The following is a 15,675-nucleotide window of genomic DNA, read 5'->3' on the forward strand; positions in this document are numbered from 1 at the left end:
TGCGCTTTAGCGCTAAAGTCCATCTTTAAATAAATCGCATATTCAATATGAATGCACACAAGATAGAAACAACTTTAACTGACAATGGCACTTTACTCTTAAAAGATTTGCCATTTCAAGCGGGTGATTCTGTGGAAATTATTATCCTTAAACGTAATTACCAAAAATCAGAATCAAATCCTTATCCTTTGCAAGGAACAGTATATCGCTATGAAGATCCTTGTGAACCTGCTACCCCTTTAGAAGATTGGGAAGCACTGCAATGATTATACTCGACACCCAGATATGGATTTGGTGGGTTGATAACAATCAGCGACTTACTCAGCAACATCGAGATTGGATACAACAATATCAAGCTCAAGGTTTAGGAGTTAGCATTATTTCTTGTTGGGAAGTCGCTAAATTAGTAGAGAATAACAAACTCATTCTATCCCGTTCAGTTGATGAGTGGTTGCAAGCAGCTTTGGCTTATCCGGGAGTACAGTTAATCAATCTGACGATTCCCATAATTGTTGATGCAAAAATTCTTGCTTATCCCGATGTACAAACTCTTAAGTAATTAAATCTGATTCTTGCTATAGATTCTCAGCGTTTTTGCTGACACCCAGCCCAGAAGACCTCCCTTTGTTATCAAATTTTAACTTCATAAAGATTTTTAGAGCAAGTCAGGGCATCATACCAAATCCGGGTTAGTTACCCCCGTTATTTTTGAGGGGAAGGGGGAAGGGGGAAAGGGGAAGGGGAAGAAGGGGAAGCAGGATATTGGTTTTAAAGGTAATACCACATCCGGAGCAAAAACCCTTGCCCCTGCCCCCTTCCCCCTTCCCCAGAAAAAGGGGTTTTTCACCCGGATTTAGTATCATAAGCCAAAAGATTACTAGGAGTCAGTTGATAAACTTTTTGATATTTGATAGTAAAGTTGTACACTAATGGTATGGAGCTTTTGTCTATTAACAGATAGAACAGTTAAACTATTTTCCTGGCTATAGCGTTATAGGCTACTTAACGTATACACAGACAGGAACTCGTTTATAGGCAGGTGTACCACTGCGGCGATCGCTATTCGCACTAAATAAAATATTAGCTTCAGGATAAAACATAAAAGCCGCTCCTTCCCGAATCGCACCGCAAATAATTTCAATATTATCTAATTCTCCAGCATCTCCTTTAACAGAAACTCGTTGATGTTCTTGTAATCCGGCATTCTGCACATCCAAACGATTCATTAAAATACAATGGCGATGGGGCATTCCTCGATATTTATCCCCCGGCTGATAAACTACAGTATTATGTTGTCCGTAGCTGCGTCCCGTACCTAAAATTAGCACCATCCCCGTTTGCTCTTCGGAAATCCCAAAATCAGTTTTATTTGGTAAACTTAATTGTGGTAAAGGTGTGACAAACATTTGGGCTTTTCCTGAACTTGTAGCAAATTTTGGTTGAGTAAAGATTCGCCCTTCAATAGTAAATTCTTCTTGCGTTTTGTCAATTGTGGCAATTTTTTGATAACCGGGAATGGTTTTAGCAATTAACTCCCTAACATAGCTAGTATCTTGTAGTTTTCGCCAATTAATTGGACTTTCTCCATGTAGGCGATGAGCGATTTCTGCAAGTAATTCCACTTCCGAAATTAACTCAGCTTCACTTGGTTGTAAATGACTAGTTCCCGCATCATTTAACCGCACAAAATTATTCCCAGATTCTGTGGTAGTTTGATGTGGGTTTTCAAACCGATTGAATACAGGTAAAATTAAGGTTTGATGTTGTGCTAATCCGTGAAAATGTCCTAAATTTGGTTTAGTAGCAACATAAAAAATGGTCTGAATTTGGGATAATGCAAATTTGGCTTGTTTTAAATCCGGGTTAGCGGCATAAAGATTTCCCCCTAAGCATAAAAGTGTATCAACTTTTCCCTCTGTAGCGGCTTCAATTAAGGCGCGAGTATCATAACCTGGGGTTTCACTTACGGGATGTCCTAATAATTGGGAGAGTGCTTGTTTGATTTCTTCTTTTAATCGCACAGTTACACCCATTGAACCAAATCCTTGCACATTGGAATGTCCGCGAATGGGCATTGTACCTGCACCGAGTTTTCCGGCATTACCTGTAATTAAGGCTGTGTTAGCAATACTAAAAACGTTATTTACTCCGTTACTGTGGTGAGTAATGCCCATTGCCCAGGCAAATACTACTCGCTCTGATGTACCAATTAAATAAGCTGCGGCTGTGATTTCTTCAATAGATAAACCACTTGTGTTAGTAATAGTTTCCCAAGATGTTTGTTGGGCATAATTTATGACTTCTTGCCAGCCGTCGGTGTAGGAGGCGAGATAGTCTTTTTTGATTAAATTCTGTTCTATTAAGGATTTTTGTAAACCAATAAATAAGGCTACATCGCTACCAGGAATTAGTTGCAGATATAAAGTAGAGATGTCTGAGCCGCCTTTGAGCAGAGATTTAATGGGAAAAGCTGGAGAAGCAAATTTTACTAAGCCGATTTCTATTTGGGGGTTAATAATAATAACTTTGCCATTTCTTTGGCGCAATTTAATCAATTCATTCATTAACCGGGGATGATTAGCTGGGGCGTTAGAGCCAACTAAAACCACGCAATCACTTTCTTTTAGGCTTTCTAGGCTCACCATTGATGTGCCTGAGCCAAATACTTGTTTTAATCCAACGGTTGAGGGAGCGTGACAGAGATCGGAACAATCTGCTAGGTTATTGCTGCCTAAGCTACGCATTAGCAGTTGTAGCAGATAAGCGGCTTCATTGGAGGAACGCCCGGAACTATAGGTAGCGATGCGTTGGGCTGGTTGTTGAAATGCTTTGGTTGCTATTTGGAAAACTTCTTCCCAGGTAATGCGTTCGTAGTGGGATGCTCCGGTTCTCAGAATTAGGGGATAATTGAGTCTACCTAAACGATCGCATTCCTGTGAAGTGAGTTGTTGCAGTTGCGTGATATTATATTTCTCAAAGAATTCTGGGTTAATAGCGGGTTGCAATTCCGATGCGATCGCTTCCACACTTTTAGCACAGCGTTGTAAATATTCTCCAGCTTCGTTAACAAATCCGCCTTTTTGTCCACCTGTTCCCCAAGCACAAGATAAACAAGCACTTTTATGATTGAGTGTTTGCCATAGTTTCAATCCTGTGGGAGTGAAAGTCTTTTCTACCCAATATTGAATTACAGGTAAACCGCCCCCTACTGAGGGATGAGATTCGTTGTCGTTCGACTGAGTTTCGACAAGCTCAACTGCTGGGCTCGCGCCGAAGTCTGGAGAGTTGTTCATCTGTGGTTAACTCAATGAATGCAATTTTATTTTAGCTACAATCTCAGCGATCGTCTTGAGATCTGAGAGAGAATGGTGCCAGATCTGAGATCGACCCCATAAATCACTTCTCAGTAAAAGTCCAAACCCCTTTCCAGTTATCAGGAATACCCTGATTTGTCAGAAGATCAATCCGTTGCAGATAAAGCAGCGCTGTTTTGTCAGCAGGATTTACACTTAACACCTTTTCAAAGCAAACCTTTGCCTTTGCCAATCCATCTTTTTTTGTGAAATATTCTAATCCTTGCTCAAAATCTGCCTGAGTTTTTAACTTCAAATTCCTGATTTCTTCGGCTTCTGCATCCAGAACTTCATAAACTGCTAAAGGTTCCTTTCTGCCCTTAACAATCGCTCGGTCTAAAAATCTTAATTGGTATGATTCTGGATTAGTCAACTGCTCAAAAGCTTGTTGAGAAATCAACAAGGAAACTCCATAAAATTTAGTTAAACCTTCTAATCGAGCCGTTAAATTAACACTATCAGAAAAAGCATCTCCCTGCATCCGATTTGATTCGCCAACCATCCCCAACATTATATGACCTACATGAATACCAATGCCTATTTTGAGCGGTTCATTTCCTAATTTTAATCGCTCCTGATTGTAATCTTCCACAACTCTAAACATTGCCACGCCAGCCGCTAAAGCATCATCAGCACCCTCTGGAAAAACAGCCATTACACCATCTCCCAAAAATTTAACAATTAAACCATGATTGGTGCGAATTTGGGGCCCCACTTTTTGCAAATAAGAGTTAATAAAAGCAAAGCTTTCTTTGGGAGTCATCTTTTCTGATAATGTGGTGAAGGAGCGAATATCAGAAAACATTACAGCCATTATTTTACTGACATGATCGCCTAACTGAACCTCGGTAATGCTTTTTTTACGAAGAAATCGGAGATATTCGTGAGGAACATAACGTCCGTAAGTTGTTAATAAAGATTCTAATTTAGTATTAGCATCAGTTAGCTCTTTTTCTCTGGTTTTAACAGTTTTAACCATGTTAGTGAAAACTCGTGCTAATTGTCCGAGTTCGTCACTACGTTTGGCAACTTCTGCTAAAGTTTCTGGTTGAAAGGCATCCCGTTCCACATCAGAAGCAGCGGTTGTTACTTTACTTACTTGCTCAATATATGCTGCTTGACGTAAGATTTCTGCTTTGAAAAGAGCTTCCGCTTCCTGACGTTTTAAAAAGTTAGTATAAGCTTGGGAATGATAACGAATTCTGGCGATTAATTCCATGCGATCGGGCAATTTCACCAAGTAATCATTAGCACCTAATTCAAACGCCTTGGCTTTAATTATCGGTTCTTCTTTACTAGATAAAACAATTAAGGGAGTGTGGCAAGTTACAGCATCTTTAGAACGCAAAAACCGCACTAACAGCAACCCGTCCATTTGTGGCATTACCAAGTCTTGTAAAATAACTGTTGGTTTGCAGTTTTCGGCAAGGTCTAAGGCTTCGGTAGGATCGCTACAATAATGAAATACTATATCTAATTCGGGAGCTAACATTCGACGGACTGCTTCACCAATAATCGATTGATCGTCAATTAATAAAACAGTTATTTGTTCGCTTATTAAAGTAGTCATAATTAAAGATTACGGTGGAAAAGTGAATTTTTCAGGAGGGTAGAGGCGATCGCATCTAGTGATAAAACTTCCACAGCAGCGTTTAACTCAACTGCTGCTTTAGGCATTCCATAAACTACACAACTTTCTTTATCTTGAGCGATCGTATGCCACCCCTGAAGTCGCAAAGCACTTAATCCTTCAGCCCCATCTCTTCCCATTCCAGTTAATAGAATTGCTGTTCCTTTACGAGTCCAATTTTGCGCCAAACTTTTGAAGAATACATCCACCGAAGGACGGTAAGGATAATTAATTGGATGTTGGGTATAACTCAAAGTTAGGTCGGATTGCAAATACAAATGATCGTTTGTTCCAGCAACTAAAACTGTTCCTTTTTCCAAGCGATCGCCCGAATTAGCTATTCGCACTGGTAACGCACATTGTTGTTTTAACCAATCAACAAAACCCTCCGAAAATTGAGCATCTACGTGCTGTACAATGGAAACAGCGGCATCAAAATTGGCAGGGAGTTGGGAGAGTATTTTGGCTAATGCTTTTGGCCCACCAGTTGAGGAACCAATTGCTATTAATGGTGTTGTGGCAGAAAATTTGTTGCGGGTTACTACTGGTGATAAACTAGGCGATTCTTTGACCTTATTGTTCAAGGTAGTAGATACTTTCATTAATTTGCCAATTCTGGCAATTTTATCTAGTAAGTCTTTGGCTGTCTTGTCACTTTCTGTTGACGAAAAAACCGGAGTATTTACCACATCTATTGCACCATATTCCATTGCTTGATAAACTTGCGATAAATTTCGGTCTTTATCTGAAGTTACTATTAAAATAAAGCAGGGAGAGTTTTTCATAATCTGACGAGTTGCTTCTACCCCATTCATCACAGGCATGAGCAAATCCATTAAGATTATGTCTGGTTTATTTTGGGCGCATTTTCTCACTGCTTCGTCTCCATTTTTTGCTGTCCAAATGATTTGATAATTGGGAACAGTTTGGAGAACTCTTTGCAGTACGGTTTGTGCGATCGCCAAATCATTAACAATAGCAATTTTCATAATTAGCGCCCGATTAAAGTGACAACAGCATCAATTAAAGTATCATCATGAAAACTACTTTTTGTTAAGTAGTAGTCTGCACCAGCTTCTAAACCCTGAATCCGGTCTTCTTCGCGATCGCGATAAGAAACGATAATCACTGGGGTTGAATGTAAGCGAGGATGACTTCGCATCTGCTTGATTAACTCTATCCCATTCATGCGCGGCATATCAATATCACTGATTACCAAATCATAGCGATTGCTGCGAACTGCATTCCAACCTTCCACGCCGTTAACCGCAATATCCACCTGATAACCGCGATTTTCTAACAGTTTGCGTTCCATTTCTCTGACTGTAATTGAGTCATCAACCACCAGAATTTTCTTCTGTTTGTTAGTAGTACTTATTGCTGATTTGGCACCAATTTTTGCTAATTTTCCGGTATTGAGGATGGCATCAATCGATCGCACCATATCCGATACATCAATAATTAGAATTGGTGAACCATCTCCCATTAAAGAAGTAGCACTAATATCGGGTACTTTGCCTAACCTTGGATCGAGAGGTCTAACAACTAGATCGCGTTCACCCAAAAACTTATCTACTACTAAACCATAAGGATTAGATTGATCGCTAATTACTACTACAGAAAGTGTGTCAGAATTTGTAGTAAGTTCAGGTAATTCTAGGACTTGATCAGCAGCAATTAAACCAATATTTTGTTGATTCATTGTGAAGTATTGGCGGTTTTCTACTTCAGAAACATTCGCTCGTTCTACAGTTACAATCTGCTCGATTCTCGCTAACGGAATTGCATAAGGTTTGCCAGAGATTTCGACTAAAAGTGTGCGAACTACAGATAAAGTTAATGGGAGTTGAAAATGAAAACTCGTTCCTTTTCCCGGATGAGAAGTGGCGCGTACTGTTCCCCCAACTTCCTGCGCCATACTTTTAGCAATATCTAATCCTACTCCCCTTCCTGAAATTTCTGTTACTTGTTTAGCAGTAGAAAATCCCGGTAAAAATAGAAATTCCAACAATTCTGCATCGCTCATTTGAGCTACCATATCTGCTGTCGCCAGATTCTTATTAATTACTTTTTGACGTAACTTTTCAGGTTCGATTCCTTTGCCATCATCAGAAATACTAATTGCTAACATTCCGCCTCGGTGAATTGCTTCTAAACGGATGGTACCTTCTGGAGGTTTAGCAACAGCAACCCGTTCCGCTGGTAATTCAATTCCGTGATCGATGGCGTTGCGTAAAATATGAGTTAAAGGTGCTTCTAATTTTTTGAGAATATCGCGATCGACTGGCGTTGATTTACCAATAATATCTAACTTAACTTGCTTGTCTAGTTTGCGTGCTAAATCGCGAATCATTCGGGGAAAACCTTGCACACCATCCGCAAAAGGACGCATATTAGAAGTGATAACTTCGCGGTAAAGGCGATCGGATAAATTAGCAGTTCTTTGAGCATAAACTTCTAATTCACTCAAGCGTTCGCTGAGGAAATTAATACATTCATTTTCCCGGTTGCGTACCTCTTCTAAATACTCCTTTCCTTCCTGATGATAAGCATCACGATCTAAAGCATCTTGTAACTGTTCTAGCGATCGAGATAATTCAACTAATTGCCTTTTTAAAGTCATCATTGAATCGGCATAAGGTTGCAACCAATTAGCTTCTATTAAAGATTCTCCCGCCAAACTCATAATTCGATTTAAGTTTTCTGCACTAACTCTTACCACTCGATCTTGAGTAGCTGTTTGTTCGGATGCAGAGGTAGTTTGATTTGCAGGTTGTTTAACTATTTTATTTGCTGGATTAAATGGATTGATGGCAACAACAGCTGAATCAGAAATAGTAATAGAATCCTCCGACTTTTTGGTGATTTGTGTTGGGGTATTCGGATTCAGAATTGCCGCAATTAGCGATCGCGTTTCGGCAAAATCGATTCCCATCTCTGTCAACCAATTTGGTAATTCTGTATCGCTAACTTGACTAATTCCTTGTAATAAATCTACTGCATGAAGTAACGCATCAATATGATCCCGATTGAGTGTAATGCTCTGATTTTGAGCCGCCACAAAACAATCTTCCATCACATGAGCTAAGTTAACTATTTCATCTAATGATACAATTCTAGCCGAACCTTTAATTGAGTGCGCTGCTCGCATTAATGTATCCAATGCTTGCGTCGATTCAGGATTACTTTCTAGTGCTAATAAACCTTCATTAAGAACGGCTACTTGTGCTTCTGCTTCTAAGCGAAATAGCTCCATCATTGAGCGATCGCCACTGAAAGTAGCTGGCGGACTTTCAGACACAGTTAGATTGGTTTCAATAATTTTACCCGAAGTTTCAAGAATATCCAAAGGCAGGGAAGAATTTGGCTCTATTACTAACTCTGAAGAATCCGGTTGTTGCACAGGTAATTGAGCAGAAACCGAAACAGTTTTAACCACTTCATTTTCCCGATCTGTCGGAGTTTGTGGCACAACTTTTCCCAGACTTATAGTTACAGAAATAGCTTTTCGAGTTGTGCTTAAATCCCAAGAATGTTCATTCATCCATCGATCGAATTCACCCTCAGCTGCTTTGCTCATACTCAAAAGTAAATCAGCAGCATGAAGTAAAACATCTATTTGATCGTCGCCTAGCGTTACACTCTTATCGTGAACAGCAAGTAAACAATCTTTTATTAACTGCGCTAAATCGGCGGTTGCTGACATTTTGACAACTCTGGAAGCTCCCCAAATTGAGTGAACTGCTTGAATTGCTTGCTCAATGACTCGCAGAGGAAATTGTTGCGTTCTTAATACAGGAAGCCTTTCTTTCAAGATAGCAACTTGAGCTTCTACCTCTTGGCGAAATAATTCTAATTTAGAGTAATCATTTAACATAATCAACTATAAAATTTTTTGATTAAGAGTATAGAGCAACAATTCAGAATCAAGATAATTTACTTTCTTTCCTTGCCAATTAATGATTCCCTTAGTGTATGCTTCCGCAGCTTTAGAAATTACCACTGGTGCATCTCTCAATTCTTTTTCATGGAAACGGTAAACGCCATGTACTTCATCAACTGGAAATACCCATTTATCAATTCCTTGTCCTGCTACGATCATTCGCTTAGTATTGCTCGCATTAGGAATGGGAGAACTTTCTTCATTTAGTACTATGTTCAAAAGATGACTTAGAGAAGCACACAGTAATATTTCTCCTCGAATATTTACTAATCCTAAAAACAAATTATTGCTGCGATGCGGTAGGGGTTGAATCACGCAGGGATGAGTAACTTCTTGCAAAGATTTTACCGGAAAAGCTAATCGTTCATTTCCTAAGCGAAAGATCATTACAGAAATTGCTTCGGCTGTGCGAATAACAATTTCGTCGCCTTCGGTTTCTTCTTGTTCAACTGGTATTTCTGCGAGGATATTAATCCATTCATCCAAATAATTTGGCGGGGGGAGTCGCTCTAGTAAACTGTCACCTGCTTCTGCATAAACAGGACAATCATGACAGTGCATTACACTTGCTAATTTACTACAGGATCGATCGCCCATTACTCCAATTTGATTCCAACAATCATTCAGAATTGAGCGATCGATCGGGATAGTTTCCACAATTAATTCTTCATTCACTGGATCGATCATCGATCGTTTACCTTCTTCAATAATTACTTACCTTAGAGCGAGAAATTTCCCTGCGTAATCCTTGAGCAGCATCCTCTAATTGTTCCAAAGCGCTATTAGTTTCTCGCAAAGCATCCACTGTTTGATGAGAAGCTAGGCTCAATTGTTCCATTGCTTCGCTAATTTGTTGTGCTCCCTCAGATTGTTCTTCCATACTTTGACTCACTCGTTCAAATTGTGGAGGCAAACTTTGCACTTGATGAATTACTTTTGCTACCTGATCGCTAATTTTACTCACGCGATCGACACTATCACCAACTGACTTATTAAATTTATCCATTTCCATCACCCCAACTGCCACCGCTGATTGCATATCTTTGACAATTTGTTCAATTTCTAATGTGGCAACAGCTGTCTGATTAGCAAGGCGACGAATTTCTCGCGCCACCACTGCAAAACCTGCACCATATTCTCCAGCTTTTTCGGCTTCAATCGCAGCATTAAGTGATAATAAACTCGTTTGATCGGCAACTTTAGTAATAGTCACCACAACATTATTAATGTTGCCAGCTTTTTTATTCATTACCCCTAATTTTGAATAAATAGAAGTAGTTGCTTCTGATAATTGCTGCATGACATTAGACATTTCTGCCAATTCATTCTGACTATCGTTAGCTGAAACTGCTGTTGTTTGAGCCATTCCCGCTACTTGCTCCATTGTTGATACTAGTTTTCTAGAAGTAGTAGCAATTTCCTGCGCTGTGGCAGTAACTTCGTTGGTAGAAGCAAGTTGTTCGGCAACAGTTGCTTCCAATTCTTTACCAGAAGCAGCAATTTGAGTTGCAGAAGTGGTAATTTGAACAACTGATTGTTGCAAGCGACGAATCAAAGCATTACTGAGAAATCGCCCTAGTACAATTGCTACAGTAGGGCCTACTATTATAATTAAAATCGTCCAGAACTTTGATTGATTTATTGCTATAGTTGTAGCTTTTTCAGCTTGATTAGCTACATCTTGATTAATTTTTTTTAACTCTGAAAGATCCTCTCTTACAGCCTTATATTTATCGCGACTTTCAAGAATGTTGTTCAATCGTTTATCCAAAGCATTTACTGCTTTTTGTACTTGCGCCATTTCTGGCGAATCGGTTTTATTCTGACGCAAAAGTTCTATTTCTTTAGTATAAGGATTCGGAATCCCTATACTGTCAAATTGTTGGTTAAGCTTGAGAAATTCCTTATGACCCTCTTCCCACCTATCCCAATCCCTCAAAAGTTTTTCATAAAGCTTATTCTCATCTTCAGTTCGGGGTGTCACTTCATATTGTTTAAATCCTTCTTTAGTTTGTTCCAAAGCCTTATTAATCCGAGCTAATTTTGCTTGTCGTTCCTGTGGATCTACTCCGAGAATTGATAAGCCACGTTCCGCAGCTTCGATTTGAATTTGCCCATCGCTAATTTTCCATAAGCCAACTAGACTTGGCAAACTGTTATTATTTATAGTATTTACATTGTTACTTAAGCTAATGGTTGCAATTAAGCCAACTAATGCCACTACCAAAGCTAAAATTCCCATGAAGTTGAAAGCTGTCTTCATGCGATTTTGAATTGATTGCTCTTTTAATATGCCATTCAACATAATCACTGCCTTGATTTTTTACTTGTGTTTGTTATTGGGAGAGCGAATAGGGAACAGAAATTATTTATTCCCTATTCCCTGTTCGCCGTTCCCCTTTTCCTGTAGTTTTTGAATGCGTTGCTGAAGGATATTCGCCCCAACAATATCTCCGCGATGCTCTTTGAGTAAAGCCAAATGGACTAGGGCTTCGTAATAGTTAGGATTCAAGTAGAGAGCTTTGCGGAAATATTGTTCAGCTTGATTATTTTCAGCTTTCGTCTGATATAGTGTACCCAATAATGTGTATAATTCAACATTACCTAAATTGGACTCCAAATACTGTTTACAATGGTTAATTGCTGCTTCTATTTCGCCTGCATCAGCTAATTGTTTAGCAATTTCAAAGCTGCTATGATTATTGCCTTTATTTTTTGATTGAATAGGTTTAGAAGCAGGTTTTATGGTAGAGTTTTGTCTAATCACTGAGGTAGAGGAATTACTATTGATTACAGCATATCGCTGTTCAATTAATTTAGATGGAAACTCATCTATCTCAGTAATAGCTGAGGTTTTCTGTAATGACGGTGATGATTCTTTAAATGACGCTTTTTGATAAGCGAATGTGTAAGATTGACGAATTGATGTAAAGCGATCGCTAGGAACTTTAGCCGTTTCTGAAGCTCCCACAAAAAGTAACCCATTAGGAACTAACAGTCGATCTAAGATTTGGAAAACTTCTGCACAGGCAGTTAATTCCAAATAAATTAGTAGATTCCGACAAAATATTATATCATATTTACCTTGAATCTTAGAGAATATATTCAACAGATTACCTATAGAAAAATTCACCCTATTTCGCACAGGTGCAATAACTTCATAGCCTGTTTTTGTTAATTGAAAGTAGCGGTCGCGATCGATCCAATTTTCTCCCCGAAATGAGTTTTTTCCATAAATAGCTGTTTTGGCTTTACTAATCGCTTGTTTGCTAATATCGATCGCATCTATACTAAAACGATGAGCAGGTAATCCCGCTTCTAATAATGTTATTGCCATTGAATAAGGTTCTTCACCAGTGGAACAAGGCACACTAAGCAAAGAAAATTTGGTTCGATTAGATTTAGCTAACCATTCCGATCGCACGTAATCTTTCAAAAAATTAAAGGGTTGGCGATCGCGGAAAAAGTAAGTTTCGGGAACTACTATTTGCTCAACCAATTCTTCAAATTCTTGGGGCAAGGTTTGCAGAAGTTTGAAGTAAGCTTCTAAATCTGGTAAACCACAAGCTAAACGGCGCATTTCTAAGGCTCTAGCTATTCTGTGTTTCCCAATAATCTGAGCATCAATACCGATTTTTTTGCTTAATAGTTTCTCAATTGCTACTAGAATCATTGACCGCACCTAAGAACTTAATAGGTTTTAAATCCGCAAATAATCTGTCTAAATCTATTCGTTGAATCATCTCCTTTTCATCCATCACCATGCCACCTAAATAGGCAGCTTCATTCGCTTGAATCCCAGAGCTAACAAACTCAATTTCTGGTTTATTTATCGTCTTGATTACTCGCTCTGCCATCAATCCGATATACTGCACTTTGCCATCTTTACCAGGATAACTCACCATAATTACGCGAGTACTTAGGTAAGGCTTGCAAGGTGTTCCTCTGATTAATTGACAAAGGTCAATTACAGGGACGATCGCACCTCGATAATTAAATAATCCCGCTACATATTTCGGTACATAAGGCACTTCCCGATAAGTAACTCTGGGAATTACTTCTATGACATTAGAACTATCAATTGCATATAAGCTATTTCCAATATGAAAGATTAGAATTAACATGAAAATTTTACCTCTCTTTCAGGAAAAAGTTGCTGCCAGTTTGGGTTGAGTGGCTTCTGCCTAGTCAATGTGTTTTGACTCCTTGGTATTTTTAGATTTGATAATTGGTAACAGCGTTCTCAACATAATAGAAGAGTTTGCTGTTGCCTATCTTATTGTTCCCCTATCTAGCAGTAGTATCACTACAATTGCGAAAAGTTTTATCTAAATAAAACTTTACATCAACAGAGTTACTTGACTACTGGCGTTAGTTCTTTAAGGTTCAGGGACGATCAAAACCATCAAATTAACGATCTAACTTAGACCGAAGCACCCACATAAGTATAGTTTAGCAGTAGCGATGCCTTACCGAGCTTTTCAAAATTAAGGAATTATTATCAATGAATTTGTCAAAATAATTACCTGGTAACAAAATTTTTATTTCAGATTGTTGAGATCTCAAAGAAATCACCATGAAATTGAGATATTTTAATTGATAGCTCGCTCGCTCGATCGCCTTATGATTAACATCCCTGTCGCTCCTATCCAACCTATTTGTCACTCCCTAATGAGGAAAACTTTGCCTATATTACTGGGTGTGGTAGCTTCTGTTACTGTTTTATTTGTGTCGAAGAGCTTTCTGGACCTGAACAACTCTAAATTCAACAGTTGACTTGTGAGTAGAGCAAACACAATTGAAATTAATCTTAGCCATCAACTGAACTATCGAATCCGCCAGCCAATAGCCAATAGCCAAAAATAGATTTTCTTATGCTTAAACCCCCATCTAAAACAAGTATTCTAATTGTAGACGATCACCCCGATAATTTGCGGTTGTTAGCTACAATTCTAGAGTTGCAAGGCTATATTGTTCGTAAATCCCTGAGTGGAAACATGGCGTTGCAAAGTGTCCAGCAAAATCCACCAGATTTGATTTTGCTGGACATTAATATGCCAGGAATGGATGGCTATGAAGTTTGCCAAAAGTTGAAAGCCTCAGAAGTTACACAACATATTCCGATTGTTTTTATTAGTGCTTTCAATGGTATAAGTGATAAAGTTAAAGGATTTGAAGTTGGCGGACAAGATTATATTACTAAACCTTTTCAAGAACTGGAAGTATTAGCACGCATTAAAAATCAATTATTAATCCAACAACAACAGCAACTTCTAATTGAACAAAATCAAAAATTAGAACGAGAAGTTCATGAACGTCAACTGGCGGAAGCAGAAGTCCGGCAATTGAATATTAATTTAGAGCGAGGAGTACAAATTCGCACATTGCAATTACAACAATCCTTAAATTTTGCTGCGACCTTAAAGCAGATTTCTGATAGAATGCGGGATTGTTTAGATCAACATCAAATTTTGCAAATGGTTGTGGAAGCATTGGGATGTGCGTTAGAGGTGAACTGTTGTGATGCTGTGCTTTACCATCCCGATCGCTTCAAGTCCGTGATGCGATATCAATGGGTACAGCCAGAATTGAATCTAATTAAAGAACAACCATTTTATACAATAGATTCTCCTGAAGTTTATCAACAGTTACAGCATAAATATTGCTTTGCTTTCTGTCAAATAGAATCTAATTCAACGGGGAATCAGGCAGCGATTCTTGCCTGTCCAATATTTGATAATCAGGTGGAAGAAACAGGCATTTTAGGCGATTTGTGGTTATATAGAAACAATTGTTCTAGTTTTGGTGAAATGGAGGTAAATTTGGTGGAACAGGTAGCGAATCAATGCGCGATCGCACTCCGCCAAGCTCGTCTCTATGAAGCGGCACAAGCTCAAGTCCAAGAACTGCAACGGCTCAATCAACTGAAAAATGAGTTTCTTAATACCATTTCCCACGAATTGCGCTCCCCCATTGCTAGTATGAAAATGATAATTCAACTATTGGCAAGTTTGTTGAGTCAAGAAGATAATCAGACTCAGGGAAATAGGGAATTAGTAAGTCAAAACCGCCAAATTTTGCGATATTTAAAAGTTTTGCAGGAAGAGTGCGATCGGGAACTGCTTTTAGTAGAAGACTTGTTAAACTTACAACATCTAGAAGCCGGAACTTATCCGCAAGAACTCTCAGAAATTAACCTCAAAGATTGGATTCTTCATATTATTGAGCCATTTGAAATTCGCACCCAAAATCATCAACAATATTTGAAAATTAATCTCGCAGGCAACTTGCCAACAGTGAATTGCGATCCTTTTAGTCTCAGTCGAGTGGTGACAGAACTACTGAATAATGCTTGTAAATATACTCCCGCAGGTGGCACCATTGCGATCGAACTTAACATCTTACAGGAAGAAACAACTCAACAAGAAGCAAGTATTTCTCTAATCAATCAATCTTCTTGGCTGCAACTGATCGTTACTAATACAGGTGTGGAAATTCCAGAAGCAGAACTTCCCCGGATCTTTGATAAATTCTATCGCATACCGCAAAACGACCCCTGGAAATATGGTGGCACTGGTTTAGGACTAGCACTGATAAAAAAGTTGGTTGAACAAATGGGCGGAAACATCATCGCTAAAAGCGCCAACAATATTACTAAATTCATTGTTCAAAGCCCACTGGGCTCTTAGGGGAGATGGGGAGATGGGGAGATGGGAAGATGGGGAGATGGGGAGATGGGGAGATGGGGA

11 protein-coding genes are annotated in these 15,675 nt (G+C 38.9%); 3 read left to right on the forward strand and 8 right to left on the reverse strand.

Features of this window, described 5'->3' with window-relative positions:
- Positions 1 to 47: 47 nt before the first annotated feature.
- Together ACE1CI_RS05780 and ACE1CI_RS05785 are read left to right on the forward strand one after the other, a co-directional pair.
- Entirely contained in the window at positions 48 to 266 is a 219-nt protein-coding gene (locus ACE1CI_RS05780; RefSeq protein ID WP_413266638.1) for a hypothetical protein, read from the forward strand.
- The gene (locus ACE1CI_RS05785; RefSeq protein WP_413266637.1) at positions 263 to 559 is read left to right on the forward strand and encodes a type II toxin-antitoxin system VapC family toxin; all 297 of its coding nucleotides are present in this window, start codon (positions 263 to 265) and stop codon (positions 557 to 559) included. Before ACE1CI_RS05780 ends, ACE1CI_RS05785 begins: the two co-directional genes overlap by 4 nt.
- Positions 560 to 998: 439 nt before the next feature.
- Here ACE1CI_RS05785 and ACE1CI_RS05790 read toward each other — a convergent pair whose 3' ends face one another.
- From ACE1CI_RS05790 to ACE1CI_RS05825, 8 genes are all read right to left on the reverse strand, one after another.
- A complete protein-coding gene (locus tag ACE1CI_RS05790; protein WP_413267551.1) occupies positions 999 to 3,293 on the reverse strand; it encodes an FdhF/YdeP family oxidoreductase in 2,295 nt (764 codons plus the stop codon).
- A gap of 103 nt (positions 3,294 to 3,396) precedes the next feature.
- Positions 3,397 to 4,923, reverse strand: a complete 1,527-nt coding sequence (locus ACE1CI_RS05795; protein WP_413267550.1) for an adenylate/guanylate cyclase domain-containing protein — start codon at positions 4,921 to 4,923, stop codon at positions 3,397 to 3,399.
- A gap of 2 nt (positions 4,924 to 4,925) precedes the next feature.
- Positions 4,926 to 5,972 (reverse strand): chemotaxis response regulator protein-glutamate methylesterase, encoded by a 1,047-nt coding sequence (locus tag ACE1CI_RS05800; RefSeq protein WP_413267549.1) that lies wholly within the window; start codon positions 5,970 to 5,972, stop codon positions 4,926 to 4,928.
- A 2-nt stretch (positions 5,973 to 5,974) separates the two neighbouring features.
- Positions 5,975 to 8,860 carry a hybrid sensor histidine kinase/response regulator gene (locus ACE1CI_RS05805; RefSeq protein WP_413267548.1) on the reverse strand — a complete coding sequence of 962 codons (2,886 nt, stop codon included), beginning with the start codon at positions 8,858 to 8,860 and terminating at the stop codon, positions 5,975 to 5,977.
- A 6-nt stretch (positions 8,861 to 8,866) separates the two neighbouring features.
- Positions 8,867 to 9,613, reverse strand: a complete 747-nt coding sequence (locus ACE1CI_RS05810) for a chemotaxis protein CheW (protein ID WP_413267547.1) — start codon at positions 9,611 to 9,613, stop codon at positions 8,867 to 8,869.
- Between the two features lie 16 nt (positions 9,614 to 9,629).
- Positions 9,630 to 11,231, reverse strand: a complete 1,602-nt coding sequence (locus ACE1CI_RS05815) for a HAMP domain-containing methyl-accepting chemotaxis protein (RefSeq protein ID WP_413267546.1) — start codon at positions 11,229 to 11,231, stop codon at positions 9,630 to 9,632.
- Between the two features lie 60 nt (positions 11,232 to 11,291).
- The gene (locus tag ACE1CI_RS05820; protein WP_413267545.1) at positions 11,292 to 12,599 is read right to left on the reverse strand and encodes a CheR family methyltransferase; all 1,308 of its coding nucleotides are present in this window, start codon (positions 12,597 to 12,599) and stop codon (positions 11,292 to 11,294) included.
- The gene (locus tag ACE1CI_RS05825; protein WP_413267544.1) at positions 12,580 to 13,050 is read right to left on the reverse strand and encodes a chemotaxis protein CheW; all 471 of its coding nucleotides are present in this window, start codon (positions 13,048 to 13,050) and stop codon (positions 12,580 to 12,582) included. The genes ACE1CI_RS05820 and ACE1CI_RS05825 overlap by 20 nt, the downstream gene beginning before the upstream one ends.
- A 750-nt stretch (positions 13,051 to 13,800) precedes the next feature.
- Between ACE1CI_RS05825 and ACE1CI_RS05830 the strand changes: the two genes are divergently transcribed.
- On the forward strand, positions 13,801 to 15,615 hold the full coding sequence (locus tag ACE1CI_RS05830; RefSeq protein ID WP_413267543.1) for a hybrid sensor histidine kinase/response regulator: 1,815 nt from the start codon (positions 13,801 to 13,803) through the stop codon (positions 15,613 to 15,615).
- The last annotated feature ends 60 nt before the right edge of the window (positions 15,616 to 15,675 follow it).

The organism is Floridaenema flaviceps BLCC-F50, from assembly GCF_041929275.2.
Lineage (GTDB): Bacteria > Cyanobacteriota > Cyanobacteriia > Cyanobacteriales > Aerosakkonemataceae > Floridanema > Floridanema flaviceps.